The organism is Clostridioides sp. LIBA-7678, assembly GCF_056716065.1.
Map to the genome: position 1 here is coordinate 515,057 of NZ_CP196987.1, position 26,017 is coordinate 541,073.

Sequence of the window (26,017 nt, forward strand, 5' to 3'; positions counted from 1 at the left end):
TAAAATTTATTAAAACTGATAGCTGTTATAGAATTGTTATTTTTTCATGTTAGTATTCTCTTAGTAACAGAAATTCATGAATTACAAGAAAGGAGAAATAAATATGAAAGATTTAATTCTTGAAACAAAAAATTTATCAAAAAGATATGGGGAACAAATGGCAGTTAACAATGTTTCTTTGCAAATTGAGCGAAACAGTATCTATGGTCTTTTAGGTCCAAATGGTGCGGGGAAGTCTACCACACTTAAAATGCTTGTTGGTCTTCTTCGTCCAACAGATGGACGTATTATTTTTGATAGGAAACTTTGGAAGCGAGAATCTCTTGCAAAAATTGGTGCCTTAATAGAATCCCCTTCTTTGTATGGGAATCTTACAGCAGAGGAAAATTTATTAGTACATACGAAAATTTTGGGAATTCCTAAAGATAAAATTTATGAGGTATTAGAAATAGTAAACTTGAAAAACACAGGGAAAAAGAGAGCTTCACAATTTTCTATGGGGATGAAACAAAGGTTAGGAATAGCTATTGCACTTTTGAGTGACCCAGAACTGTTAATACTAGATGAACCAACTAATGGGCTTGACCCTTTTGGAATTCAAGAACTTCGTGAGTTGATTGCTTCTTTTCCAAAAAAAGGTATAACTGTAATTCTCTCTAGCCATATTCTTTCAGAGGTTGCTCAAGTTGTAGATAATATAGGAATTATAAATGGAGGACGATTACTATTTCAAGGAATACCTGACCCTAATGAAAATCTAGAAGAATTCTTTTCAAATGTTATTCTTAAAGGAGGACAAAACAGATGAATGCTTTACAATCAGAACTTTTAAAGTATAAAAGAACATTTATGGGAAAACTTATTATTTTTTTCCCAGTATCTTTTGCAGCGTATGCACTTATAATGCAATCAACACTTATGCAAAATCCATTATCCCAATCAGATTCTTGGGAGTGGCAAAGTCTTTTAGCATTAATTTTTAATTGGTGGTCATTTATGTTTCTGTCTATTGGATTTGCATTGTTTGCTACTTTGGTAGCTGCACAGGAAAAAAAAGCTGGAAATTATCGTGCTTTATGTACACGCAATGTGTCTCCTATGATGCTTTGGATTAATAAAGTTATGGCGATGGCAGTTTACAGTTTTATTTCAACACTAGTTTTAATAGTTGTAACAATTATAACTGGTTTAATATTGAAAGCTGGACCAATTCCTTTTGGACAGATTATAGGGGCAAGTATTGTATGCTGGGTTGTTTCTCTTGCTATACTTCCAATTCAGCTATGGGTAGCTACATGGAAAGGTATGTTCCTAAGCATGGGAGTTGGATTTTTAGGAATGATATTGGGTGTCCTTACTGCGACAAAATCATTTTGGATTGCAGTACCATGGAGTTGGGCAATTAGGATAGTGTGTCCAATCCTTAACTTACATCCTAATGGTACTATATTAGAAGCTGGAGACCCACTTTTGAATACTTCAGTAATTCCTATTGGGATTGTTGTTTCTTTGGTTGTGTTTCTAGTATTAACAGCACTTACTGCAGTTTGGTTTAGTAGGAGGGATGACAAATGATAAAACTCTTATTATCAGAATGGCTTCGAACAAAGAGAACAGCCGTCCGATGGCTTACTCTTTTTATGCCTGTTATTTTTTCATTATGTGTGGTTGCCTATCTCTCAATCAAATCTGGGAGTACACAAGCATTTGCTTTTGAAGGATTTTTTACCATATGGACTGTATTCATCATTCCTATTGGAGTAGGTATTTTATCTGGATTTATAGTATATGAGGAAGAGCTCGCTGGAAATTTTAATGGTTTTTTATGCATAGGTATTTCTCGTGTTAGATTATATCTTGGGAAATTTCTTTTTCTTCTGTTTTGCTTAACTGTATGCACATTTATTGCTACATTGATACTCTGTATAGGTATGAATATTGCAGTGCCATATGGAGCAACAATAAGGTTATTTCTGTCAGCAGCAGGACTTGTGGTGATTGGGACGCTTCCACTATTAGCTATTCATCTTTGGGTTAGTTTTGCATGGGGAATGGGTGCATCTATTGGTATTAGTATTGGTGGAATTTTAATGGCAGCAATACTTGGTCTAACAAATGTGGGTTCAAAAATTGGCCCATTTGTACCTTGGACATGGCCAGTAAAATTGGGTATGCTTCCAGGAACTTATTTTATTAAAGGAACTGGAAATATTCCAAATGATGTGATTTATTCTGAAATGATACAATCAGCTACTATACATTTTGTAGCTGTAGTAATAGGTCTGATTATATTCTTGATTAAAAAATAGCTACGCACACTTGTGACTTTAGTCGTGAGTTAGTAGCTAAAATAGTCAGCATATAGGGAAACTTATATGTAGAGATAGGATAGAACCTATCCAATACTACTTGAATTGCTGGAAACCCCTAAAGCTAACCAAACTAAAACATAAGGATGAAATAAACCTAAGTGTGAAAGTTACGAAAGTAGAAAAAATTGGTTAGATGGTATAAGGTTAAACCCTAAGTACTTTAAAATGGGCAATCAGCAGGTAAGCTCCTAAGTAGGAGAAACTTCAACGACTATTCCTCTTAAGGGAAGTACACTACAAGCTATTGGTAGTGGAAGTGGGTAGGCCTTAACAGATAATGCTGAAGGATAAGATATAGTCTGTGCTTACATGAAAGTGTAAGAAGTTCATAAGAGAACTGCATAGGTAGTAGCGAACTTATGTGAACGACAACCTCAAAAATGATAAAAGTTAGGACTTATGGTTCTTACATATGTTATTTAAAAATAAATATAAAAACCTTCAAAAAACTTGTTTTAAAAAATTGTACTTGTTAATATTAGAGTGGATAATGAAAAATGGAAGTGACTTGGATATGTATATTTAGTAAAATACCATATAGTATGGTGTGTAAAATATAGACATCCAGTATTACATAATCATAAAAAACAAGTAAAGTGAGGTGATAGTAGTGGAAAAAGCATATAAGTTTAGAATGTATCCAAATAAAAAACAGCAAGAGTTAATTAACAAAACTTTTGGATGTTGTAGATTTGTATATAATAAATATCTTGCTAAAAAAATAGAAGTTTATGAAAATGATAAAGAAACTTTTACTTATAAACAGTGTAGTTCTGATTTGACCAACTTAAAAAAAGAGTTAGAGTGGCTTAAAGAACCTGACAAATTTTCACTACAAAACACCTTAAAAGATTTAGAAAACGCATATAAAAAATTCTTTAAGGAAAATACAGGATTTCCTAAATTTAAATCAAAAAAAACTAATAGATTTTCATATAGAACGAACTTTACAAATGGAAATATTATGTACTGTAGTCAATATATAAAATTACCTAAACTTGGTATGGTTAAAGTAAGGGATAAACAAGTACCTCAAGGAAGAATACTTAATGCTACTATATCCAAAGAACCAAGTGGTAAATATTATGTATCATTATGTTGTACTGATATAGATATTGAAGCATTTGAAAATACTAATAATCAGATAGGTTTAGATTTAGGAATTAAAGAATTTTGTATCTCAAGTTGTGGAGACTTTATAGAAAATCCTAAGTATCTTCAGAAGTCATTAAATAAACTTGCTAAATTACAAAGAAAACTATCGAGAAAAACAATTGGTAGTTTAAATAGAAATAAAGCAAGATTAAAAGTTGCAAGACTTCAAGAACATATAGCTAATCAAAGGAAGGATTTTCTACAAAAACTATCTACTAAATTAATACGAGAGAATGATATTATTTGCATAGAGGATTTACAGGTAAAAAATATGACTAGAAATAGTAAACTATCTCGCTTAATTTCTGATGTGTCATGGTCAGAATTTGTTCGTCAATTAGAATATAAGGCTAATTGGTATGGTAGACAAATTGTAAGGGTAGGTAAATTCTTTGCAAGTTCACAAATATGCAATAAATGTGGGTACAAAAACGAGGAAATGAAGAATTTAAGCATAAGAGAATGGATTTGTCCTTGTTGTAATGAAACTCACGATAGAGATATAAATGCAAGTATAAATATATTAAAAGAAGGATTAAGACTAATAACAGTTTAAAATAAATAACTTATGTAAGAACCGTAGGAACTATGGGGATAGCCTGTGGAGAATTGGTAAGACATATTTCAGTATGCAAGATTCTATGAAACAGGAACCCTGTGACTTTAGTCATGGGAGGTTCAGAGGAGGGGTTACTTGGTTTAAAATATGGGAAGGAAGGAAAAATTGCGAGTAGATATATATTACTTTAATACTTACCTTCCTATTAAAAGAAAGGTGGTGTTATATTGAGCAAAATATTGATTATTGATGATGAAGTAGACTTAGTAATGTTACTTGAGGACGAGTTAAAGGGAAAAGGGCATGAAGTATTGATAGCTTATGATGGACAGACTGGTATAGAGTTATCAAAAAAACAGCCCGACCTTATCATACTAGATATTATGATGCCTAAAATAGATGGTTTTGAAGTATGTCAGGCAATTAGGGATGATGTCTTGTGTCCAATTATATTTTTGAGTGCAAAGCAGTCAGAAACTGACAAAATCAAGGGCTTGACCTTTGGAGGGGATGATTATATAACAAAACCTTTTGGACTACGTGAACTTATGGCAAGAATTGAAGCCAATTTGCGTAGGGAAAAACGGTCACAGTATATCAATGAAGAGAACAAACGCTCTACATTGTACTTTGGAAAGTTATGTCTATGTATGAGGGAACGTACAGTTAAAATTGATGGTAAGGAGATTGATTTAACTAAAATAGAGTATGATATTGTTGAACTACTAGCACTCCATGCAGGACAAGTCTTTTCTAGAGAACAAGTCTATGAAAAAGTATGGGGATGCGATTCTGAGGGCGATTCTTCAACTGTTGTTGAACGAATTAAAAAAATACGAGCTAAGTTTGCCGCTGTGATGCCAGAAAAAGAATATATTTCTACAGTTTGGGGAATTGGATATAAGTGGAATAAAATGTAAGGGAGGAGAAAATATTAAATGAAAAATCAATCACTTATAACACAATTCAGGCGCACCTTTCTTTTGATTATAGTAGCTAGTATAGTCTCGACAGTAATTACTTATGTGTTTGCTATTTACTTGTTTATATATTCATTAAATAAAGACATTTATCCAGCAAATTACTATGAGAGGCAAGTTTCTGGAATTGAGGCATACGTTAATGAAAAAAACATAGACTTGTTATCTCAATCGAATGAAGACGAATTAAAAAGTGTTATTCATGGGAATGGGATTTTATATCAAGTTGTGGATGATAATGGCAATGTCTTGTATAGTACTAATCCACAAAAACCATTCAAGACAAAAGAAGAATTGTTTAGCAATTTTAGCAAAAAAACTTCTCATAAAGGAAGTTATATCTATACTATTCCTATCAAAGATGACAATGGGAAGGTTGAGGGAGCTGTTATTCTATCCTATGTAGTAAAAGTTACATTTGCAAATAATAGGGGGAAATTTATAGGTGTAATTATTGCAACTGGTTTATTCTCTCCATTTCTATATATTATTGGGTTTACTATATGGTTTTCTAAAGATTTTGTAAAAAATATCAATAAACCAGTACATCTCTTAATCGATGCATCCAAGAAGATAAGAGAAAAGAACCTTGATTTTGAAATCGACTACTACTCAGATAATGAACTTGGAGAACTTTGCAGTGCTTTTTCTGAAATGAAGGATGAATTAAAGAAATCTTTATCTGTACAGTGGAAAATGGAACAGGAACGTGTTGAGATGGTAGAGGCTCTAGCACATGACTTGAAGTCTCCTCTTTCTATTATTTTGGGATATACAGATGCACTTATTGACAATAATTTAGAGGGTAACGAAAAATTACATAGGTATCTTACAGTTATAAGAGAAAATACAGAAAAAAGTGCATCTCTTGTTCAGAAAATGCAATACACTTCTGATTTGGAAAAATCAAATATACAATTGAACTTCATCCCTGTAAATTTACCTGAGTTTTTGGAACAAAAGGTACAGGGCTATGAATTACAGGCTCATCAAAAAGAAATCAAGCTTGTTTTAAAAATACAGGATAATATACAATCTCCAGTTCAAATAGATGTTGATAGATTGACACGAATTTTTGATAATATTATATCCAATAGTCTAGAATACACTCCAGTAGGTGGTAGTATTAACATCATCGTAGAAGCTGAAAAAAACTATATCTATTATAAGATTTGTGATTCTGGTAGTGGGTTTAGTTCTAAAGATTTGAAAAAGGCTCTTGATAAGTTTTATAGAGGTGATGAGGCTAGACAGACTAAAGGTGGTCATTCTGGTCTTGGACTTTATATTGTTAAGCAATTAGTGGAACAGCTTGGAGGTTCTGTCAAAATAGAAAATTCAAAATCAGGTGGGGCATGTGTTATATTTTGGCATGTCTCTTAATTACTTAAAAGCTTTATAAATTTAACTTATATATTTTAAATCAAAAGAGGAGGGATATTATGCCTCCTCTTTCTTAAATTTCAATTAATATCTATGCAGTCAATTATATTCATCTTTTTGACTTTTCTTAATGGAATAAGAGTGGCTATTATACATGCAAGTATAGAAACAAGAGTAGCTTGTGAGATTGAAAAAATTGGTATATTAGCAAAATCAAGTTTTTCTATAGTTGCCATGTTTATGATAATGGCACTGGCATATCCAGCAATAGAACCAAATATGGCTGCGAAAATTCCATAGTAAGCACCTTCCCATAAAAACATCTTATAGAGGCTACCATTACTCATACCAATAGCTCTTTTAACCCCAATCTCATTAATTCTAGTATTTATATTTGTATTAGTTGTGTTAATTATGTTTAAAGTACCAATCAAGCCCACAAACAGGATTACTGCCCATGCTAGAAATTCTATTTGTTTAAAACTCTCTTTGAGTTGCTTGTCTGATTCGATATATGATATCCAATGAGAACCTGGGTTGTTTTTACAAATCTGTTCTATAGATAATCTTATTTGTTCTAAATCTGACTTATCTTTAGCATAAATGTTTATTTGATTGAACTTGTCCTTGTTTGTCAAAGTATCATAAACAGAATCATATACAATAATATCAACACCATTTAGCCAACCCTTACCTTGTAAAATAAACATTTTATCTATTGTATTATATATTTCTAGTTGCTTTTTATTTATTGTAATACTGTCCTTTGGCTTTAGGCTTGTATATTTAGTTTTTATACCTGGAGTAGAAATCGCAACTGGATTTTTTATAAAACAAATAGAACCATTTTTGAAATCTTCTAGTGTAGAATCTGTAATAGAAGGCATACAATCTTTTAAGGCTTGCTCATCGATTCCAATGATTTTTAACATATCACCACTATTTTCAAAATTGATATTTGTATCTATTTCCTCTTGTTTGTATTCTGAGTATTTTATAAAAGAAGTACGATTAATATCTTTCATGCTGTTTATTTTATCTAGAGTGGATTTATCAAAACCAGTTATTTCGTTTGTTAAGGAGAAATCTCCTTCTTTTAAACTACTTACTGATTTAGATACATCTAATACACTAGAAAACTCACTCAGTGCAACGAATACTGTTATACTCATAAATAAAGAGAGTATAGTTATTATAGTTCTTCCTTTATTTCTTTTTAAGTTTAACCATGCAAGATGTCTTTCAAAGTTTTTTATTGTTTTTTCTTTTCTAATCTTTCTTTTGATTTTAGTAGTAGTACCAGCCATAGCAGTTTTTGGAGATACATGTGAAGCGTATATTGCTGATGGTAATGCCGAAATAAGTGAAAAAATCAACGACATACTAGAACTTACTAATAATGGGAATAGATAAGCATTTGAGTTCTTATGTATAAGCTCAGTTATTTCTGTATTATTATTTGCTAGAAGTATACTTGGGTTTAAGATATTAGTTACCATTGTAGTTATGCTTTCAGAAGATATAATTCCAACTATAACTCCAATAGGTATAGCAATAGCACATAAGATTAAAACTTGTAAAATAATAAGCTTATATAGTTGCTTTGGTTCAGCACCTATTGCTCTTAGACATCCATATTCTTTAATCTTCTTTGTAACAGATATTTTTAAAATATTATAGATTACAAGTCCTGAAGCCAATAAAACTAATAAAGCAACGAATAAAGATACCAATATAATAATAGATATACTATCATCATTAGAATTATCTTTTTCAAACTGTATCCCAAGTGCATTTAAATAAATCCAATTATACTGAATTGAATCGTGAGGAAGACCTATATTTTTAGCTAATTGATTCACTATTTCTTGAAATTCGTCTTGTTGTTTTACTTTAAAATCTAATGAAGATAAGGCATATCTCTTAGGCAGAAAATTTTCTGATGTGCCTTTGCCTACAATACCATTTACTATGCCACTTGCATATCCTGTATAATCATCTTCTAAAATACCACTCAATTTAAAGTTGGCTGTGTAATTATATGCTGGTATAGTATCTTTTAAAAGTGAAATATCCAAATTCATAGGTACTGTCATACCTAGTTTTGGTTTTATACCCATAAGTTTTAGCGTATTTTCATCTAAGGCTATTTCATTATCATTTTTAGGAAGATTTCCAGACTTTAATTTCGTTAACTTTGGATAGTTGGAAAGTCCTATTTTATCATACTCTTTTACAAGTACAGAGATACCAGAATCCTTTATTTTACTAGTACCAAGAGCTATTGAAGTACCAGCTTGATAAATTCTACTATCTTTCTTTATTTTATCAACTTGATTTTTGGTAAGTTGATGAAAGGATACATGCCTATCCCCATTAAAAGAGCGAGCTTGTTCAATTCTTAAATTTTGAAGTATAGCAATTGACTGTCCAATCACAGTCGTCATAATGGTTGATAGTACTATTGCGATAATAATAAGCGCAGTCATAAGTTTTTGGCTTTTTAATTCTTTTATTGAAAGTGAAAGATAACTCTTCATTATTATTCCACCTCCATAAGTGCGCCATCAATAATTGAAAGTCTTCTATCAGCAAGTTTTGCAATTCTATCATCATGAGTGATTACAACTAAAGTCTTACCAAACTGTTTTGAGGTTTTGATAAGAAGATTCATAACTTCGCTACCACTTTTACTATCTAAGTTTCCTGTAGGCTCATCAGCAAATACTATATCTGGCTTTGCAATAAGTGCTCTTGCAATTGCAACTCTTTGTTGCTGACCACCTGAAAGTTCATGAGGAAGATGGTGAAGTCTGTCTGTGATTCCAAGTAATGATGAGATTTCATTTAAGTATTTTTTATCAGGTTGTTTTTTATCTAGAAGTACAGGCATTAAAATATTTTCTGATGCTGTAAGAACAGGTAAAAGATTAAACTGTTGAAAAACAAATCCAAAGGATTTTCTTCTAAGAGCAGATAATTCCTTTTCACTATATTTATATATATCTTTATCATCCAGAAACACCTGTCCAGATGTAGGGTTGTCCAAACCACTTAAGATATGTAAAAGCGTACTTTTTCCACTTCCAGAAGGACCAATTATAGAAACAAATTCTCCTGAGTTTATTTCTAAATTGACATTATTAAGTGCAATAACTTTATTGTTGTCAGAACCATATGTTTTTGATAATTGTTTTGTTTTTATAATCATAAAAAACACTCTCCTTTTCTATATAAGAAGAGTGTAAGTTTTAAAACTCAATTTTTTCTCAGTTTCTCAATTTTATTTACTTAAAAATTTATTTCAAAAAGATATAGTCTATAAATTATAAATTAACAAAAACTTATAGAAGAGCAGTGGGGGATTGTAAAATTGTTTTAATTTTTTGTTGAGAATTTAGCTGTAATTTTAGCACTATTGGATACGTTATTTTCAACGGAAATAGAGCCACCATGTTTTTCACATAATATTTTAGATATATAAAGACCCATACCAAAATGTAAGTTGTTGTTATTTGAAGTCTTATCTCTATAAAAAGGTTTTAAGGCTGATTTTAGAGATTCTTCACTAAATCCTATCCCATCATCTTCAATTACAAATGTAAGAAGTTCTTGTTCAAAATATATGAGTATAGATACATTATCTTTCGCATATCTAAAAGCATTTGATACTATATTTTCAATAACTCTGAAAATAATATTTTCATCAAACAATAGATTTATATTATTTATATTACTTTTAAGTGTAAAAGATTTTTCTTCTTGTTTAGCAATGATAGATAGATTTCTATCTAATTTTTTTATGAACTTGTCTATATTCAAGAGAGCTTTTGAAACAACTAAATCTTCCAATCTTTGAGAACTACTCATATTCTCTACATAACATTCAATTCTATTAATATGCTCGGACATAAGTTGTGTAGTTGATAAAATCTTTTCATCACTAAGTTTTCCTGTTGGTATGTATTTTATTAAATAATTTGAGTAACCTTTTAGAACGGTTAGAGGATTTCTTAAATCATGGGAAAAAGCAGTATTGAGCTGTTTCCTATCATTAATCATAGTCCACATTTTTATATTATTTTTCTTTAGTTCTGACCTCATTTTATCAAAAGCATTGCAGAGATTACCTAATTCATCATTATTTTTATATTCTAAGCAAAAGTCTAAGTTATTTTTAGATATTTCAATTGCACCTTTGTTGAGTATTTCAATAGGTGTTTTCAATTTTATCTTATAAAAAATTATATCAGCCAGTAATAAAAATCCTATAAAAAATACAAGTGGAAGCACAAGTTGAAGTGTGCTAATTGCATTAAGTAATGTTTTATCATAATCACTAAACTGGTTAATATTATTTTGTAGTATAGTTATAGTTCCTGTATGTAGAGGTGTACCTAAATACTTATTTTGTATAGAGTTATATATATTATTAAGTAAAATGTACGATAGAGCTGTAAGTACTGATGCTATAATTAGTGAAGATAAAGTAAGAAAAAAGAAAGACTTTTTTAGTGACATATTATTTATTTTATCCATTTGTAACCAACTCCCCATACTGTCTCTATGTAATTTTCAAGAGTATATTTTGATAATTTGATTCTTATTTTTCTAATATGCTCCATTATAACATCGCTATTGCCATTACTATTGTATCCCCAGATTCTATCATAAATTCTTTCTCTATCAAATACTTGACCAGGATTCATGGAGAGAAGCTCTACTATATCAAATTCTTTTTTCGAAAGTGAGACTTGATTGTTATCTATAGAAATTGACCTTTTTTCATAATCTATTACTAAATTATTATAAAATTTAATTTTGGTCTGTTTAGACTTTCTTTGTTCTCGTCTTAAATGAGCAGACACTCTAGCTTCAAGTTCATCTAAGTCGAAAGGTTTTACAATATAATCATCAGCACCAGCACGAAAGCCATTTATCTTATCAGTATTTTCAATCTTAGCAGTAAGAAATAGAATAGGGCATGATACATAATCTCTAACTCTATTACAAACCTCAATCCCATCTATTTCAGGCATATTTATATCAAGTAAAATAATATCTGGCTTCATGGATATTTTTTCTAATGCATCTTTTCCACTTTGAGCAGTGAAGACCTCATAATCGTTCATTTCAAAGTAATCTTTTAAGAGTGTTATTATCCCTTCTTCATCATCTACAACAAGTATTTTATTGTTCATAAAAATTCTCCTTTCTAAATAAAAGTCTTTAAAGTATGCTTATTCTAGTATAAAAATATCAATAAATTCTCAAATTTCTAGGTGTATATCAAAATTTAATCATTAAAGTTAGTATATTTTGAGGTATTAAATAAATCAAGCATATGATTGTTGGTAATTTTAAATGAAGACATATTTTAGATTTAATACTTGTTGAAATGGGAAACTATTTTAAACTTGAGGAGAGAATTATGCCAAGAAGAATTAATAAATATAATTGTATAGGTTGTGACTCTTGTGAGAGAGTATGTAAGGTTGGATGTATAACAAAATTAGAAGAAAAAAGAATACTTAATGAATCTGTATGCGTTGACTGTGGAGCTTGTTAACTTATATGTCCTAAAAAGTGTATATCTCCAAACCAATAGAAATCTCATCAAGTAAATAGAGTTAATAATAAAATAATGATTTATTTGCTAAGTCAAAACTATGAAATATGGTGAAAATAGTAGTGTTTGTTAGAGTACAACTAGAGAGAGCTATTGCAGAGCAGATTTAATTTGCTCATGCAACAGCCTCATCTCTTATGTTTATTATTTCAAAGTATTAAGTTCATATAAGTCTGTTCTTCTATGTTTAAGCAAAGGTAACTGTTGTCTTATTTCAGGAATTAAATCTCTATCAATATCAGCATAAATAATACATTCCTTTTCGTCTGCTTGAGCGATAATTTTTCCCCAAGGGTCTGAAATTCTTGAATTGCCAAAAGCTATGTAGGAAGCATCTTTATTTCTAGCAGGTGCAGCACCAACATAGAATATCTGATTATCTAAAGCACGCATTCTTACAGATAACTCCCAATGAGCAGGGCCAGTAGTCATATTAAATGCAGCAGGCAAGATAACGATTTCAGCACCTTTAAGAGCCATTAAACGTGATAATTCAGGGAATCGAATATCATAACAAATAGCTATACCAACTTTTCCATATTCAGTATCTATTACAGTAACATCATTTCCTGCTGTAAGAGTATCTGATTCTTTAAAGCTAACCTTTCCTGTAACTTCAATATCAAATAAGTGCATTTTACGATGTTTTCCAATTAGAGTTCCGCTTTTATCAAATACATAGCAAGTATTATAGATTTTTCCATCCTCTAATTCAGGTATACTACCAGACACCAGATAAATTCCATGCTTTTCAGCTAATTCACTCAATATCGTTGTCGTTTCACCTGGATATTCTTCAGCAAATTTAGGAAAGTATTTATTTTCATATGGACAGTTAAACATTTCTGGCAGAATCACAATTTTAGCTCCATTGATGGCAGCTTCCGTTACCATTTCTACAGCATGATTGATATTTTCAATTTTATTTTCTGTAGTCATCATCTGACATACTGCAATTTTATAGGAATTCATAGAAATTACTCCTTTCAATATTTTTATGTTATTATAACATATTAAATAAAAATTAGATATTATTAGATTCTTATAAATAGGTATAAATAAAATAAATAAGTGTATCTAAAAAAATATGTAGATATTATTATGATTATGGGCTATATCCATATATTGACTTTTCTTATATATGTTGATAGTATTATAAATACAATAGAATAATTAATAGAGTTTTATAGGGTTCCGCAATTATTAAGGATTGGTCTGGTCCGAGATAAAACCCACAACATAGTTTTGTTGTGAACACGGAAGGATAAAAACCTGGGAGATATTTTAGAATATTTCTCAGGTTATTTTATTGGTAAAAAAAGAGATATTTGAAAAGAGGGATGATTTTATGAAATGGTTATTTTTATTTATTGCAGGTTTGTTTGAAGTTTTTTGGGCTTTTCAACTAAAAAATTCTCATGGATTTTCTAAATTAACTCCAAGCATACTTACTGTTGTTGGAATGATTGTCAGTTTTTACTTTTTATCATTAGCACTTAAACATCTTCCACTTGGAACTTCATATGCCATATGGACTGGCATTGGTACAGTTGGTACAGCTATTGTAGGGATTGCTATATTAAATGAGCCTATCAGTATAGCTAGAATTGCATGTATAGGTCTTATTGTTGTGGGGATTGTAGGTCTAAAGTTGTTGTCTACTAATTAGAATAACTTAATTTAAATAAGCTATGAAAGTAAAGATTTTCTAAATGTCTTAAGATAATTACATTTAAAAATTCTTTACTTCATAGCTTTTCTTTTTTACAAGTTTATTATATTTGAAAATTAGATGTATATACTATGTATTATTTTGCTAATAAAAGAGCAGTTAAATCCATAGGGTCAACTATTACACCATCTTTATAAACACGCATATTTCCAGATGCTATTTCATCTATTAATATTACTTCATCATTGTAGAATCCAAATTCAAATTTGATATCATAAAGCTCAAGTCCTTTTTCAGCTATAGTATCACGAACTATATTAGAAATTTTTTGAGTCATACTTTTCATTGAATCAAATTGAGCTTGAGTCATAATATTTAAAGCTTCTAGACCTTCAGATGTTATAAGTGGGTCACAACGGTCATCATCTTTTAAAGTTGCTTCTACATAACAATCTAGTTTAGCTCCTTCTTCAACACATGAACCATAACGACGTAAGAAACTACCAACAGCTCTATAACGACAAATAACTTCTAATCCATTACCAAAAACTTTTGCTGGTAGAACTTCCATAGTTGCTTCTTCTAAATTAGCACCTACATAATGAGTTTTAATTCCAGCATTGTTTAGAATTTCAAAGAATTTAACAGATGTTTCTAAATTAGCTCTACCAATTCCATCTATACTTAGGCCTACACTATTTTCACCTGGATCAAATACACCATCTTTACCAGTTACATCGTCCTTAAATTTTAATAAGTAATTTCCATTATCTAGTTCGAAAACATCTTTAGTTTTTCCTTGATACACTTTTTTCATAAACAACCTCCAAAAAGTTAAATTATTATATTGAATAAGGCATTAGTGTCAAAAAAGTTCTGATATTCGCATGAAGATTTATGTTGATACCTTATATTTAATATTATATCACAAATAGTAGTAAAATTTCCGAACATTTTTGTAAAAATAATAAAAAAAGTACATTTTATAGATTTTATGATATAAGACATATCACAGAAGGTGAGTGTCATTTATATTGACACACATAAGGCTTCATATAAAAAAAAATTGACACACTTTGACACACATTTAATGATAATCTGATAAATCGCATGAAAACAGTATTTACATATATTGGCATGGAAGTTGCTTAATATATTTAACATATAGAACATGAATGTATATTTAAATAAAATAAACAATAGGGGTGAATGGTAGTGAAGTCAGTTAGATTCTATGGTATAAGAGATACAAGAGTTGAGGATGTAGAGGTACCAAAAATATTAGAAAACGATGATGTGATAGTAAAAGTAAAAGTAGCTGGAATATGTGGCTCTGATATATCAAAATATTCAAAGACAGGTCCACATATGGTGGGAGAAATTTTAGGTCATGAATTTTCTGGAGAGGTAGCTCAAATTGGTTCAGAGGTAAAAAATTTCAAAATAGGAGATAGAGTTGCTGTTTGCCCAGCTATGCCATGCTTTGAGTGTGATGAATGTAAAAAAGGACTATATTCAAGATGCAATAATGTATCAATAATAGGAAATAAAGAGCTTGGAGGATGCTTTGCTGAGTATACAAAGTTAAAAGAAAGAAATTTAATAAAAATACCAGATGAAATAAGCTATGAGACAGCTGCTGCATTGGAACCAGTATGTATAGCAGGGCATGGTCTTTTTAGGTCAGAGACTAAAGTTGGAGATACTGTTGTAGTACTTGGAACAGGACCAATAGGATTATTTTCAATACAATGGGCAAAGATATTTGGCTCTACGAAAATAATAGCTGTGGATGTGTTTGATGAAAAATTAGAACTAGCAAAAGAGTTAGGGGCAGATATCTGTATAAATGCAAAAGACAAGAATCTTATAGAGGAAGTAAAAAAATTAACTAATGATGCTGGTGCAGATGTTGTTATTGAATCAGCAGGAACTCCAATGACATGTGGTCAAGTGTTGTTGTTAGCTAAAAAGGGGGGGACAGTGTTGTATGCAGGAGTGCCATATGGAGATGTAGCTTTGACTAGAGAACAATTTGAGAAGATAGTACGAAGTGAATTGACTGTAAAAGGAACTTGGTTTGGAAATTCATTCCCATTCCCAGGAAAAGAATGGAGTGCTGGGTTATATCATATGAAGAAAGGGGATATGAATGTTGAAAAATTAGTAACACATAGAATAAACTTGGAGGAAGTGCCATCTTATTTTGAAAAAATATACAAAAGAGATATTTTCTTTGGTAAGATAATGGTTAATGTAGCTAATTAGATTATAGTATTAAAGTAATAATTTAAATTTATATAAAAAGTTTAGTTAAGAAAGGTATGATTCATATGGCAGGAATAGTTATAGCTGCACATGGAAATATGGCTAAGGCAATGTTGGAAAGTGCTGAATTAATAGTAGGCAAACAGGAAAAAGTGGAAACTTTAGGATTAAACCATGGTGACAGTATAGATGATTTTAGTAAAAGATTAGAAAATGGAATTGAAAAATATAAAGATGAAGGTGTTTTATTATTGCTTGATTTTTATGGTGGAACTCCATTTAATACATCTGCTATTGTAATAAATAAATTTGCTAAAGTATGTGAATTAGAATGTTTAACAGGTGTAAATTTACCTATGCTTTTAGAATTATTTTTAAATAGAGAAAATATGAAACTAAAAGAGTTAAAAAATTTATGTGAAGAAGTTGGTATATCAGGAATTAAAGATGTAAAAGCAGTTTTAAATATATAAAATAAAAATCTGGAGGAATTATTATGAGTAATATAGCATTAACAAGAATTGATGATAGATTAATACATGGTCAGGTTATTACTGCTTGGTGTAAGATTACATCAGCAAAAAGGATAATAATAGTAGACGATTTGGTTGTAAAAGACCCATTCATAGTTCAAGTTTTACAAATGGCAGCACCATCAACTGTTAAGGTTGAGGTACATGATGTAGAATCAGGTGCTGAGGTATTAAAATCATATAATGGGGATGAAAATTTAATAGTCTTAGTTAAATACCCTAAAACTATTTTGGGTCTAGTAAATAATGGAGTAGATTTAAAAGAGTTAAATGTTGGAGGTATGGGAGCTGGACTTGGAAGAAGAAGTTTTTATAAAAATATATCTGTATCAGATGAAGAAAAAGAAATATTTAAAGAACTAATATCAAAGAATATTAAGTGTTTTATACAAATAGTACCAGATGCAAAAAAAATTGATGTAGGAACGTTATTATAAAAATACTATCTTGTGAATCTTTAGGAGTATATAAGGAGGAAGTCTATGCAAATTTCATTAATTCAGGCAGTATTAATAGCAATTTTTTATTATCTTTCTTGGAGTCCATGGTTGACTTATGTTGGATTTTTTACATGGAATAGACCTTTGTTAGCTGGATTTGTAACAGGAATTATATTAGGAGACCCTGTTCAAGGTGCAATTATAGGAGCAGGTATAAATATGATATATTTAGGATTTATATCAGCAGGGGGGGCTCAAATGGGAGACCCAGCTTTTGCAGGATATGTGGGGACTGCTTTAGCTATAGCATCTAAGCTAGATGTAAGTACTGCAATGGCGATAGCAGTTCCATTAGGTACTGTTGCAACTGTTCTTTGGATTGGAAAGATGACAGTAAATTCTTTTTTTGCACATTGGGCTGATAAGGAGGTTCAAAAGGGGAATGTTGACAAAGTAGCATTTATAAACATAGTCCCTCCACAGATACTATTATTTGCAATGAGTTTTATACCTGCATTATTAGTTGTTTATTTTGGACCAAATGCCATAGATGGGATGTTGGAAGTAATGAATGATAATGTACTTCATGTATTTAATGTAATTGGAGCTATGTTACCAGCACTTGGAATTGCTATGAACTTAAAATTGATTGGTAATAAATTTACTATGCCTTTTTTCATATTAGGGATATTAATGGCTGTTTATTTTAAAGTAGATATAATAGTAATATCTGTTATTGGGGTAATACTTGCTCTTACAATTACTTCAATCAAGTACGGAAAAGATAGTGCTACATCTTAAATACATGAGAGGGGGAAAATATTATGTCAGATATAAAAAGTGAAGTGTCTAAGAAAACGTTAAGCAAGAAGGATGTAATAAAATCATGGTTAAGATGGTTTTTCTTTGCGCAGTCTAATTATAATTATGAAAGATTACAATCAACAGCATTTTCACATTCAATGTTACCAGTACTTAAAAAACTATATCCAGATAAAGAAGAGTTAAAACAAGAAGTTGAAACTCATTTGGCATTTTTTAATACAGAGCCTATATGTGGATGTGTTATACATGGAATAACAATAGCAATGGAGGAAGAAAAGGCTAATGGTGCAGATGAGATAAGTGGAGATGGTATGAATGCAATAAAAACAGGTTTGATGGGTCCATTAGCAGGTATTGGTGATACTTTAACTCAGGGAGTTATAACACCAATAGTGTTAGCTGTTTGTATTGGTTTAACTGAGGGAGGAGCATCAATTGCAGGACCTATATTATTTGTAATAGCTCAATATGTAATAATGACTTCAATTTCTTATGGAATGTGGACAAATGGATATAAGTATGGTAAAAAAGCTGTTGAAAGCATACTTCAAGGTGGGATAGTAAATAAGGTTATAGAGGGAGCTTCTATACTAGGTACTTTAGTTATGGGAGGACTTGTAGGTAGATTTATTAATTTATCCACACCAATAAGTTATACTAGTGGAGATTTTAAATTTAGTCTTCAAACTGATTTACTTGATAAGATATTTCCAGGATTAATTCCTTTGGTACTTACATTATTAGTACTTTTTGCCTTAAAGAAAGGACTTTCTCCAATAAAAATAATGTTTATATTAATAGTAGTGGGAGCTATTACAGGTATTGTGGGATTATTTTAAATAAATGTATATACTGTATGTTTCAAAGAGGATTATAAATAGATTGATTAAATTTATAATAGAAGTAGTAATAAAAGGTATAGTAATTAGGGTAAATTAAATTCATAATAGAGCAATTTTTAAGATTATACACATTATACAGAGTATATAATCTTTTAAAAAGTACCTCAGAAAGATTTTTAATCTAGATGAGGTACTTTTTTATTTGTACATGAAATTTTAAGTTGATTCAAAAAGATAGCAATTACATGTAATTAATATATTATAAATAATTGTAAACTTCTTGTAACATATATTTTATATAATTGAAGCAATGGATATAATATGTAATATGATAATAAATTTTAGGGATGTGAATAGATGAATATATTAATTGCTGATGATGAAATTAGTATGCTTAAGATACTTTGTGCATATTTCAAAAAAGAAAATTTCAATGTACTTACTGCAAAAAATGGGGAAGAAGCTTTAGATATTTTTTATGAGAATAAGATAGATTTAGCGATATTAGACTGGATGATGCCAGTAATTGATGGAATAGAGGTTTGCAAAGAAATAAAGGAAAACAGTAACACAAAAGTGCTTATGTTGACTGCCAAAAGTCAAAGTGAAGATGAGATAGAGGCACTTAATATAGGAGCAGATGAATACATAAAAAAACCATTTGACCCTAGAGTTTTAATAATAAGAGCGAAGAAACTAGTAAATTATAAGAATACAATCAATATTAAAGATTTAAAAATAGATTTTAGTTCAAATAAAGTTTTTAAAAGTGGCAATGAACTACCATTGACTAAAAAAGAATTAGAATTAATGCACTGCCTAATCAATAATAAGGGGATTGTTTTATCTAGGGAAAAACTTTTAGATTTAGTGTGGGGCTTGGATTATGATGGAGATTTTAGAACAGTAGACACACATGTAAGGAGATTAAGAGCGAAGATAGGAGAAGATATAATAAAAACTTATAGAGGATTAGGGTATAGTTTGGAGGACTTTAATGACTAAACTAAACACAAAACTGTCCATAAGCATATCCATAGTAGTTGTGGTCGTATATGTGATGTCGATAGCCATAAATAGTATGTTTATTCATAGATATTATTTACATGAAAAAAGAAATATATTGGATAATATTGCAGATGAAATCAAACATAAAGACATAAACAGATTAAAGTCAGATATTGATTCTATTGAAGAAAAAAATAATATAGATATAGTATATATAGAATTAAATAAAGATTACAAAGATAAGGGCAATATAGATAAAATAAATAATGATTTATTAAATGCATTTTGGAAGAAAGGACTAAGTTTAAATAAATTTTGGATTGAAGAAGATAGCTTAAAAAACATTGATAATAAAAGTATAAATAAAATATATAATCAGGGTAAAACCAAATATAGTTTACTTGTAAAATTTATGAAGAAAGATAATTACTTGTTTGCTATATCTATACCTATAGAACATTCTGAAGAAACTATTAGTATTGTAAATAGATTTAATATAATTATGGGTATTTTTTCAGTAATCATAATAACTATACTTATATTTATCTTATCAAATAGAATCATAAGACCTATGGAAAAGCTAAAACTTCTATCTAAAGATATATCTGAATTAAATTTTAGAACTGAATCTATAAAAACTAATGATGAAATAGAAGAATTAGCCTATAGCATAAATATAATGAGTGTAAAGCTTGAGAAAGCACATAATGAATTGAATAAGAGAAATAAGAATCTAAAATCTTTTATATCAGATGCATCTCATGAAATGAAAACTCCAATAGCACTCATAAAAGCATATGCTATAGGTATGAAAGATGGGCTAGATGATGGTACTTATACGGATACAATAATTGAACAGGCAGAAAATATGGCTAATACAATAAATACTCTTTTGTACTGGGCAAAATATGAGAAGAGAGAAGTTAATTTGCATCCAGTAGATTTAAAGGAAAGATTATATAAAAGTTTAAACAACTATGAACTTTTGATTGATAAAGGTAGTATAAGTGTTAAGTGTAGTATAGAGGATAGAGACTTTGTAATAAGTTCAGATAAAGATAGTATAGATATAGTATTTAATAATTTGATTAGTAATGCGATAAAGTATACTAGTAATAATGAAATAGAGATTAATCTTTTTGAAGAGAATGAGAATGTTGTATTATCTATAAAAAATGGTATAGATTATGATATGGAAGATGATATAGAGAATATCTGGAAGCCTTTTTATGTCTTAGAGAAGTCGAGAAGTAAAGAACTTTCTGGCACGGGTCTTGGTCTTACTATAGTGAGAACTATACTTGAAGAAAATAATTTTGAATACAGGGTTGAAATTTGTGAAGGAATGATAGAATTTTATATTATCTTTATAAAAGTAATTTAAATTAAAATATAAATATAAAGAATAATTAAAAAAATATCATAATTATTTATTTTTCATATGGGAAAAAATGGTTTTATAAGATATAATTACAAGTATAAATAATAAAATTTATTTGTAAAAAAGGTAGTGCTTTTCTAAGGGCTACTTTTTTTTATGTAAAATCTTCTCTTTTACTACAATTCATTAACAAAAAATTAAATCTACGTTAAAGTCTAAATTTACTAATTTACTAAAATAAATTTATTATACTTAATGTTACTAGTGTGTAGATTAATTTTCGAAATTTTTTATATATGTAAAATAATCATGACCTTACTTTTAAAAAAGAATAGATTTTTTGATTGGAATATTATTAGGTAAATAATTCGCTGGTCTAATAGACTTATGAACAGAATTTTTCTGAAAAAATTTACAATAGAATAAGTCAACTATCTTAAAACTTCACATAATTTTCATATGAATTATCTATTAAATTCACACACAAGAGTTATTATATAAACATAGAAGATAGTAAAACTAGCTTAAAAACATAATATAATACCCTATATGAAATAGTGGCAACTCTCCCTCACATCCTCAATTGTTGCCACTATTTTAATTTTTTGTACAAAATAAAAAACCCCACCATAAAGTGGAGTCTTTCACAAATCTCATCTAACCTAAGCCTTAAAACAAACAGAATTTTTAACCTCAAGCTTTCTATTTATCTTAGCAACCTTAATCTTAATCTTATCCTTCAAAGGAATACATCCTATATTACTTTCACTTTTAACATCAACACTTCCAACAAACTTGCCAGAATCATTGTAATACTTTGCAACACCAACAATATCTCCCTTATGAATAGGATAACTCATATTTTTAAACACTATCTTAGGGTGTATATTCTCATTATCTGAAACAACCCCATACAAATCTTTATCAACTTTAACAGTTATCTTGAAATCATCAACACCATCAACACAAGGAGTCTCTATAATGTCCCCCTTATGAGCTATCTTCTTAGAATGGAAATTGTCTTTACCATACTTTAATAAAGTAGCAGAAGAAGAAATTCTATTCTTCTTATTACCATCACCAAGAACAACTCCTATTAATCTATGATTTCTTTCATTTTTATCATCCTTAGGTACCATCATAGAAAATGCAAGGCAATAACCAGCATTATCTGTATAGCCTGTCTTTATTCCATCAACACCAGGTACTGAAACTAATAGGGGATTTGTATTATAGTGTGTAAAATCTTTCTTAGTATCATTATATACTTGCATAGTAGTTATTCTAGTAACTTGACTTTCATAATGGTCATACATATACTTTCCAAGTGCAACTATATCGTGAGCTGTTGATATATTTTCAATAGGAGGCTCCTTATGCTCTGGGTCAGTATATATAGGAAGTCCGTTTGGATTAAAATAATACGTATCAAGCATTCCTATTTCTTCAGCTTTCTTATTCATCATATTTACAAAATTCTTCTCAGTTTTACCAACATGTTTAGCTATAGCCATAGCAGCATCATTTCCAGATACAAGCATAAGACCTTGCATAAGCTCTCCTAAAGATATTTCATCACCATCTTTAAGTTTACAAGTAGAACCACCTACTGAAGCCGTAGACTTGTCTATCTTTACCATATCAGTTTCCTTTACCTGATTCTTATTGACTGCTTCTATTGCAAGTAAAAAGGTCATCATTTTACTTAAACTCGCTAGAGGCATTTTTTCATCGCTATTTTTTTCAAATAATATTCTTTTAGTTTTCTGGTCTATAAGTAGTGCAGCTCTTGAAGAGTTTGGTACTGGTGGAGCATCTGCAGATGCAAATCCAGGAGTTATAAATATACAAATTAATGCAAGTATTGTTAACTGTTTTATTTTTTCTTTCAAAATCTCATCCTCCATTTCATATATTAATTAACATGCACAAAGTAGGTGCTGTAAGTTTTATTTATTTAGATACTCATTAATCATATCTATTATATAAGCAATTTCTTCATCTGGTATCAAGATATTAAAGTAAGCTTCTGTTGGCTTAAAGGCCTCATGTATTAAATTATACAGTTCATAATTTTCACTGATTAACTCAGTGATGTTATTATATGGAAAAGTTGTATTTTTAAAACATCTTTCTATCATAAAAGAACAATGAAGTATATATCCTAACTTAAACTTGCTTTTTAGACCTTCATCTATCAATTCTATTATTGAAAATAATGATGAATTGACATAATTGAATAATTTAACAGAGTCTAAAAGCTCTAAGTTTTGAGACATAAAGTTTATTATTAGGCTGTTATATGATAAATTTGTTTCTTTTATGTTAGTAATGCTATTGGCATTAAATGTACCTTCTATTATTTTGTTCAACATATCTAGACCATACCCATTTAGGAGTTCTTCTATGTGAATAAATGGGGTATTAGCCACATTAAAATCTACACTGCCAACAACTGCCAAAATTTTAGTGTTACTAAATTTATTCCTATACATTTTAAAACTCTCTATATTATGAGGAACTAAATTAATACTGTATTTATTAATACTTTTTAGTGAAGAGTTTATAAAATCTGCTATCTTCATAGCTGAACCATAACCCGTTATACAAGTCGTTATTATGGCATACTCTCTTGACTTCTCAGGATAATTTATTTCTGTTGAATCAATTGCAGCTCGCCCAATATATGGATTTAAAGAGCTTAAAGAATTAGCCAATTCATCCAAAGTCATTTCTGGTAGTGTACTTTTTCTTACTGCCTCTAAAACTATTGGAGTAGATACCATCTCAATAGAGCGTGTTTTAATTTTTGTTTTTTCTGAAATAAGTTCTCCAAAAGCTATGAGAGAACCCATATCTGTTAAAAGAAGTACTCCCTTACCTTCATCGCATTCTTTTACCAATTCTATAGCTTTATCAAGTATAGTACTTACCTTTACATCAAGAGGCATATCAATTGCATTACAGTGGTTTGTACCAAGTAATGAATTTGCTACATCACACATACTACTTGCTGTTGAATTTCCATGAGCAAGTATTATAACACCTATACTTTCAGATTGATTATTTGGTTCAAGGTATGTGCTATTTAGAAACATAGATATAAATTTTACTTCATCTTTAGGTAGTGATGTTTGTAAATCATTTTCGATTATACTTAAAACTATTTTAGCTATATTTAAATCTTTATCTGAGAAAATTTTATCATTATATAGATTGTATTTAGGGTTATATGTGTCTTGATTTATATTTTCTATAAGTGCACTTATATGCATTGAAAGAGCAATATAAGTTTGTTTTGTATATTTGTTTCTCGATATTTTTTCAGCTTCTTTTAAAGAGTGTTCAACAGCATAGTAAATCTTTGGATTAATTACCTTGAAAATTTCATTACTTGTATAATCAGAATGAGTTACTGAAGATATTGAAAGTAACTTTGTAGAGTATTTTTCCATGTAATTTATAAACATACTCCTTATGTCATTTTCTAGATAAGGAATCTCTGTAGAATATTTAAACCCATTGTTTTGTGTATCTATATTGTATTTAGAGAGTTCTTTTGTATACTCAACCTCCAAATTGTTACCATTAAATTCATAAAAAAGCATGTAATCAAGTTCTGATAATTTATTTAGATTGCTGCGATTTTCATTCAATTTTAAAAGACCAGTGTATATATAATCAGGAACAAGAGACAAATCTATTTCTATATTTTCTTTTAGACCAGTCTTATAATTTAAAAAGGCTCTTGCACTCATAAGTTGTATATCAGATTTAAGTTGACCTATATTACCAAAACAATCATAAAGAAGTAAAGATTTAATGACATCTTTGTGAACTCTTATAGTTGCATTGGTATATTTAGATTCTATAATAAAGAAGTATTTAATAAGAGATAATCTTTCTTTTAAGGACCTATCCTGTAAAGCAGGTAGGTTAATTGTAACTGGGATTCTTCTTAAAAAAGTCCCAAGTAGTGAAGAATGTATATCTTCTGTTGTGGCACACACAATAAAAACAGTAGCTTTATGTACGATGTCGGATTCTCCTAATCGTCTGTATATGCCTTTGTCCATCAAAAGAAAAAGCATCTCTTGACCTTCTGGGGGTAATCTATGTATTTCATCTAAGAATAATATACCTCCATCAGCCTGTGCGACTATCCCGAATTTATCCTTATTAGCGCCAGTAAAAGAGCCTTTAACATAACCAAATAAATTACTTAAGAGTAAGTTAGCATTCTCTGCATATTCAGCACAGTTAAATACAACAAATTTACTTTCAGAAGAAAAGACTTTACTTTCTACAGCATATTTATACATTGTTTCAGCAAATGTGCTTTTTCCAACACCAGTAGGTCCTATGAGTAATGTGTTAAGACCTTTTGGAGGGTAGAGTATGGCAGATTTAGCTTTTTCTATAGCTAGTTTAAGACTAGAATCATGTCCAAGTAATGTTGAAAAAATATCTTCTGAATCATTTTTACTTGATTTAAGTAGCTCATTACAATTACTTATGGAAAACTCAGAGTTGTCTAAAGTATGACCAATTAAATTTTCAATAATACCAGCATGTAAAAACAAAATGGGTTTGCCAGGTATCTTTATAACTTTTTTTTCATTAAATAGGTTATTTAATTCTTTACTGGTATTACTTCTATCAAGAGATGAATTATTAGCAACTTCTATTGTAGTAAATCCTGCTTTCTCTGATTGAAGGTCTTTTAAAGTTATATTTTCACATAATTTATGTAGTGATAATAGAACCTTATCTTTTCTTAGCATATATTGCCTCCTTTCTTTATATTTAAGTTATACTTAAGTTATATTAAATATATTATAATATATATTTGGTATTAAAATAAGGTTTATAGTGGATATTTTGTATTTTACTTTTTAATATGTTGTTTTGTGTAATGGATGGTGTTAAAATAAGAGTTGCATTATACTAGATATAGATTTTTATGGATT

At 29.6% G+C, this 26,017-nt stretch carries 23 protein-coding genes, 1 pseudogene and 1 riboswitch; of the genes and pseudogenes, 16 read left to right on the forward strand and 8 right to left on the reverse strand.

All coding sequences use genetic code 11. The annotated features are described in order from the left end of the window. Positions 1-103 precede the first annotated feature (103 nt). The 7 genes and pseudogenes from ACTG46_RS02730 to ACTG46_RS02760 all read left to right on the forward strand — a co-directional run bounded on the left by ACTG46_RS02730 (position 104) and on the right by ACTG46_RS02760 (position 6,449). The gene (locus ACTG46_RS02730; RefSeq protein WP_054275799.1) at positions 104-808 is read left to right on the forward strand and encodes a lantibiotic protection ABC transporter ATP-binding protein; all 705 of its coding nucleotides are present in this window, start codon (positions 104-106) and stop codon (positions 806-808) included. Beyond that, positions 805-1,575 (forward strand): lantibiotic immunity ABC transporter MutE/EpiE family permease subunit, encoded by a 771-nt coding sequence (locus tag ACTG46_RS02735; RefSeq protein ID WP_479923552.1) that lies wholly within the window; start codon positions 805-807, stop codon positions 1,573-1,575. The genes ACTG46_RS02730 and ACTG46_RS02735 overlap by 4 nt, the downstream gene beginning before the upstream one ends. After that, positions 1,572-2,309, forward strand: a complete 738-nt coding sequence (locus ACTG46_RS02740; RefSeq protein WP_479923553.1) for a lantibiotic immunity ABC transporter MutG family permease subunit — start codon at positions 1,572-1,574, stop codon at positions 2,307-2,309. The genes ACTG46_RS02735 and ACTG46_RS02740 overlap by 4 nt, the downstream gene beginning before the upstream one ends. 573 nt (positions 2,310-2,882) lie before the next feature. Continuing rightward, positions 2,883-2,951: pseudogene (locus ACTG46_RS02745) on the forward strand (transposase); the annotation flags it as partial. A 22-nt stretch (positions 2,952-2,973) separates the two neighbouring features. Further along, positions 2,974-4,083 carry an IS200/IS605 family element RNA-guided endonuclease TnpB gene (gene tnpB / locus ACTG46_RS02750; RefSeq protein ID WP_479923554.1) on the forward strand — a complete coding sequence of 370 codons (1,110 nt, stop codon included), beginning with the start codon at positions 2,974-2,976 and terminating at the stop codon, positions 4,081-4,083. A gap of 230 nt (positions 4,084-4,313) precedes the next feature. Further along, positions 4,314-5,006: a response regulator transcription factor gene (locus ACTG46_RS02755; protein WP_479923555.1), complete on the forward strand. Its 693-nt coding sequence runs from the start codon at positions 4,314-4,316 to the stop codon at positions 5,004-5,006. Positions 5,007-5,069: 63 nt separating this feature from the next. Then, positions 5,070-6,449 carry a HAMP domain-containing sensor histidine kinase gene (locus ACTG46_RS02760; RefSeq protein WP_479923556.1) on the forward strand — a complete coding sequence of 460 codons (1,380 nt, stop codon included), beginning with the start codon at positions 5,070-5,072 and terminating at the stop codon, positions 6,447-6,449. Positions 6,450-6,529: 80 nt separating this feature from the next. Here the strand turns inward: ACTG46_RS02760 and ACTG46_RS02765 are convergent, their stop codons facing one another. From ACTG46_RS02765 to ACTG46_RS02780, 4 genes are all read right to left on the reverse strand, one after another. Then, complete coding sequence (locus tag ACTG46_RS02765; RefSeq protein ID WP_479923557.1) at positions 6,530-8,989, reverse strand: ABC transporter permease; 2,460 nt, start codon at positions 8,987-8,989, stop codon at positions 6,530-6,532. A gap of 2 nt (positions 8,990-8,991) precedes the next feature. Beyond that, complete coding sequence (locus ACTG46_RS02770) at positions 8,992-9,660, reverse strand: ABC transporter ATP-binding protein (RefSeq protein ID WP_479923558.1); 669 nt, start codon at positions 9,658-9,660, stop codon at positions 8,992-8,994. Positions 9,661-9,827: 167 nt separating this feature from the next. Beyond that, a complete protein-coding gene (locus ACTG46_RS02775; protein WP_479923559.1) occupies positions 9,828-10,988 on the reverse strand; it encodes a sensor histidine kinase in 1,161 nt (386 codons plus the stop codon). Next, positions 10,976-11,650: a response regulator transcription factor gene (locus tag ACTG46_RS02780; protein WP_479923560.1), complete on the reverse strand. Its 675-nt coding sequence runs from the start codon at positions 11,648-11,650 to the stop codon at positions 10,976-10,978. The genes ACTG46_RS02775 and ACTG46_RS02780 overlap by 13 nt, the downstream gene beginning before the upstream one ends. A gap of 230 nt (positions 11,651-11,880) precedes the next feature. On the opposite strand from ACTG46_RS02780, the gene ACTG46_RS02785 reads away from it, so the two are divergent. Beyond that, complete coding sequence (locus ACTG46_RS02785) at positions 11,881-12,018, forward strand: 4Fe-4S binding protein (RefSeq protein WP_479923561.1); 138 nt, start codon at positions 11,881-11,883, stop codon at positions 12,016-12,018. 204 nt (positions 12,019-12,222) lie between these two features. On the opposite strand, the gene ACTG46_RS02790 is transcribed toward ACTG46_RS02785, so the two are convergent. After that, the gene (locus ACTG46_RS02790; protein WP_054269029.1) at positions 12,223-13,050 is read right to left on the reverse strand and encodes a carbon-nitrogen hydrolase family protein; all 828 of its coding nucleotides are present in this window, start codon (positions 13,048-13,050) and stop codon (positions 12,223-12,225) included. A gap of 203 nt (positions 13,051-13,253) precedes the next feature. Continuing rightward, positions 13,254-13,359, forward strand: a riboswitch (guanidine-I (ykkC/yxkD leader). 67 nt (positions 13,360-13,426) lie between these two features. Between ACTG46_RS02790 and sugE the strand changes: the two genes are divergently transcribed. Next, positions 13,427-13,747 carry a quaternary ammonium compound efflux SMR transporter SugE gene (gene sugE / locus ACTG46_RS02795; protein ID WP_054269030.1) on the forward strand — a complete coding sequence of 107 codons (321 nt, stop codon included), beginning with the start codon at positions 13,427-13,429 and terminating at the stop codon, positions 13,745-13,747. A 139-nt stretch (positions 13,748-13,886) separates the two neighbouring features. Here sugE and ACTG46_RS02800 read toward each other — a convergent pair whose 3' ends face one another. Then, positions 13,887-14,567: a phosphoribosylaminoimidazolesuccinocarboxamide synthase gene (locus ACTG46_RS02800; RefSeq protein WP_021382918.1), complete on the reverse strand. Its 681-nt coding sequence runs from the start codon at positions 14,565-14,567 to the stop codon at positions 13,887-13,889. A 392-nt stretch (positions 14,568-14,959) separates the two neighbouring features. On the opposite strand from ACTG46_RS02800, the gene ACTG46_RS02805 reads away from it, so the two are divergent. The 7 genes from ACTG46_RS02805 (at position 14,960) to ACTG46_RS02835 (ending at position 21,050) form a co-directional block, all read left to right on the forward strand. Beyond that, positions 14,960-16,018, forward strand: a complete 1,059-nt coding sequence (locus ACTG46_RS02805; RefSeq protein ID WP_223152973.1) for a galactitol-1-phosphate 5-dehydrogenase — start codon at positions 14,960-14,962, stop codon at positions 16,016-16,018. Positions 16,019-16,083: 65 nt separating this feature from the next. Then, entirely contained in the window at positions 16,084-16,491 is a 408-nt protein-coding gene (locus ACTG46_RS02810) for a PTS sugar transporter subunit IIA (protein WP_054269032.1), read from the forward strand. 23 nt (positions 16,492-16,514) lie between these two features. Further along, positions 16,515-16,988 carry a PTS sugar transporter subunit IIB gene (locus tag ACTG46_RS02815; RefSeq protein ID WP_054269033.1) on the forward strand — a complete coding sequence of 158 codons (474 nt, stop codon included), beginning with the start codon at positions 16,515-16,517 and terminating at the stop codon, positions 16,986-16,988. A 45-nt stretch (positions 16,989-17,033) separates the two neighbouring features. Beyond that, the gene (locus ACTG46_RS02820; protein ID WP_054269034.1) at positions 17,034-17,792 is read left to right on the forward strand and encodes a PTS mannose/fructose/sorbose/N-acetylgalactosamine transporter subunit IIC; all 759 of its coding nucleotides are present in this window, start codon (positions 17,034-17,036) and stop codon (positions 17,790-17,792) included. Positions 17,793-17,815: 23 nt separating this feature from the next. Next, positions 17,816-18,655: a PTS system mannose/fructose/sorbose family transporter subunit IID gene (locus ACTG46_RS02825; protein ID WP_054269035.1), complete on the forward strand. Its 840-nt coding sequence runs from the start codon at positions 17,816-17,818 to the stop codon at positions 18,653-18,655. Positions 18,656-19,015: 360 nt separating this feature from the next. After that, positions 19,016-19,663 carry a response regulator transcription factor gene (locus ACTG46_RS02830; protein ID WP_054269036.1) on the forward strand — a complete coding sequence of 216 codons (648 nt, stop codon included), beginning with the start codon at positions 19,016-19,018 and terminating at the stop codon, positions 19,661-19,663. Continuing rightward, a complete protein-coding gene (locus tag ACTG46_RS02835) occupies positions 19,656-21,050 on the forward strand; it encodes a HAMP domain-containing sensor histidine kinase (protein WP_479923562.1) in 1,395 nt (464 codons plus the stop codon). The genes ACTG46_RS02830 and ACTG46_RS02835 overlap by 8 nt, the downstream gene beginning before the upstream one ends. Before the next feature lie 659 nt (positions 21,051-21,709). On the opposite strand, the gene ACTG46_RS02840 is transcribed toward ACTG46_RS02835, so the two are convergent. Together ACTG46_RS02840 and ACTG46_RS02845 are read right to left on the reverse strand one after the other, a co-directional pair. After that, positions 21,710-22,954 (reverse strand): D-alanyl-D-alanine carboxypeptidase family protein, encoded by a 1,245-nt coding sequence (locus tag ACTG46_RS02840; protein ID WP_176702552.1) that lies wholly within the window; start codon positions 22,952-22,954, stop codon positions 21,710-21,712. Between the two features lie 42 nt (positions 22,955-22,996). Next, the gene (locus tag ACTG46_RS02845; RefSeq protein WP_054275813.1) at positions 22,997-25,831 is read right to left on the reverse strand and encodes a sigma-54-dependent transcriptional regulator; all 2,835 of its coding nucleotides are present in this window, start codon (positions 25,829-25,831) and stop codon (positions 22,997-22,999) included. Positions 25,832-26,017: the final 186 nt, after the last annotated feature.

Excerpts from the sequence above, each read along its gene's own strand:
- ACTG46_RS02800 (WP_021382918.1), bottom strand. The coding sequence starts at position 14,567 with ATGAAAAAAGTGTATCAAGGAAAAACTAAAGATGTTTTCGAACTAGAT.
- ACTG46_RS02730 (WP_054275799.1), top strand. The coding sequence starts at position 104 with ATGAAAGATTTAATTCTTGAAACAAAAAATTTATCAAAAAGATATGGG.
- ACTG46_RS02845 (WP_054275813.1), bottom strand. The coding sequence starts at position 25,831 with ATGCTAAGAAAAGATAAGGTTCTATTATCACTACATAAATTATGTGAA.
- ACTG46_RS02820 (WP_054269034.1), top strand. The coding sequence starts at position 17,034 with ATGCAAATTTCATTAATTCAGGCAGTATTAATAGCAATTTTTTATTAT.
- ACTG46_RS02815 (WP_054269033.1), top strand. The coding sequence starts at position 16,515 with ATGAGTAATATAGCATTAACAAGAATTGATGATAGATTAATACATGGT.
- ACTG46_RS02785 (WP_479923561.1), top strand. The coding sequence starts at position 11,881 with ATGCCAAGAAGAATTAATAAATATAATTGTATAGGTTGTGACTCTTGT.
- ACTG46_RS02825 (WP_054269035.1), top strand. The coding sequence starts at position 17,816 with ATGTCAGATATAAAAAGTGAAGTGTCTAAGAAAACGTTAAGCAAGAAG.
- ACTG46_RS02790 (WP_054269029.1), bottom strand. The coding sequence starts at position 13,050 with ATGAATTCCTATAAAATTGCAGTATGTCAGATGATGACTACAGAAAAT.
- ACTG46_RS02735 (WP_479923552.1), top strand. The coding sequence starts at position 805 with ATGAATGCTTTACAATCAGAACTTTTAAAGTATAAAAGAACATTTATG.
- ACTG46_RS02740 (WP_479923553.1), top strand. The coding sequence starts at position 1,572 with ATGATAAAACTCTTATTATCAGAATGGCTTCGAACAAAGAGAACAGCC.
- ACTG46_RS02770 (WP_479923558.1), bottom strand. The coding sequence starts at position 9,660 with ATGATTATAAAAACAAAACAATTATCAAAAACATATGGTTCTGACAAC.
- ACTG46_RS02830 (WP_054269036.1), top strand. The coding sequence starts at position 19,016 with ATGAATATATTAATTGCTGATGATGAAATTAGTATGCTTAAGATACTT.
- ACTG46_RS02765 (WP_479923557.1), bottom strand. The coding sequence starts at position 8,989 with ATGAAGAGTTATCTTTCACTTTCAATAAAAGAATTAAAAAGCCAAAAA.
- sugE (WP_054269030.1), top strand. The coding sequence starts at position 13,427 with ATGAAATGGTTATTTTTATTTATTGCAGGTTTGTTTGAAGTTTTTTGG.
- ACTG46_RS02775 (WP_479923559.1), bottom strand. The coding sequence starts at position 10,988 with ATGGATAAAATAAATAATATGTCACTAAAAAAGTCTTTCTTTTTTCTT.
- ACTG46_RS02835 (WP_479923562.1), top strand. The coding sequence starts at position 19,656 with ATGACTAAACTAAACACAAAACTGTCCATAAGCATATCCATAGTAGTT.
- ACTG46_RS02780 (WP_479923560.1), bottom strand. The coding sequence starts at position 11,650 with ATGAACAATAAAATACTTGTTGTAGATGATGAAGAAGGGATAATAACA.
- ACTG46_RS02840 (WP_176702552.1), bottom strand. The coding sequence starts at position 22,954 with ATGGAGGATGAGATTTTGAAAGAAAAAATAAAACAGTTAACAATACTT.
- ACTG46_RS02805 (WP_223152973.1), top strand. The coding sequence starts at position 14,960 with ATGGTAGTGAAGTCAGTTAGATTCTATGGTATAAGAGATACAAGAGTT.
- ACTG46_RS02810 (WP_054269032.1), top strand. The coding sequence starts at position 16,084 with ATGGCAGGAATAGTTATAGCTGCACATGGAAATATGGCTAAGGCAATG.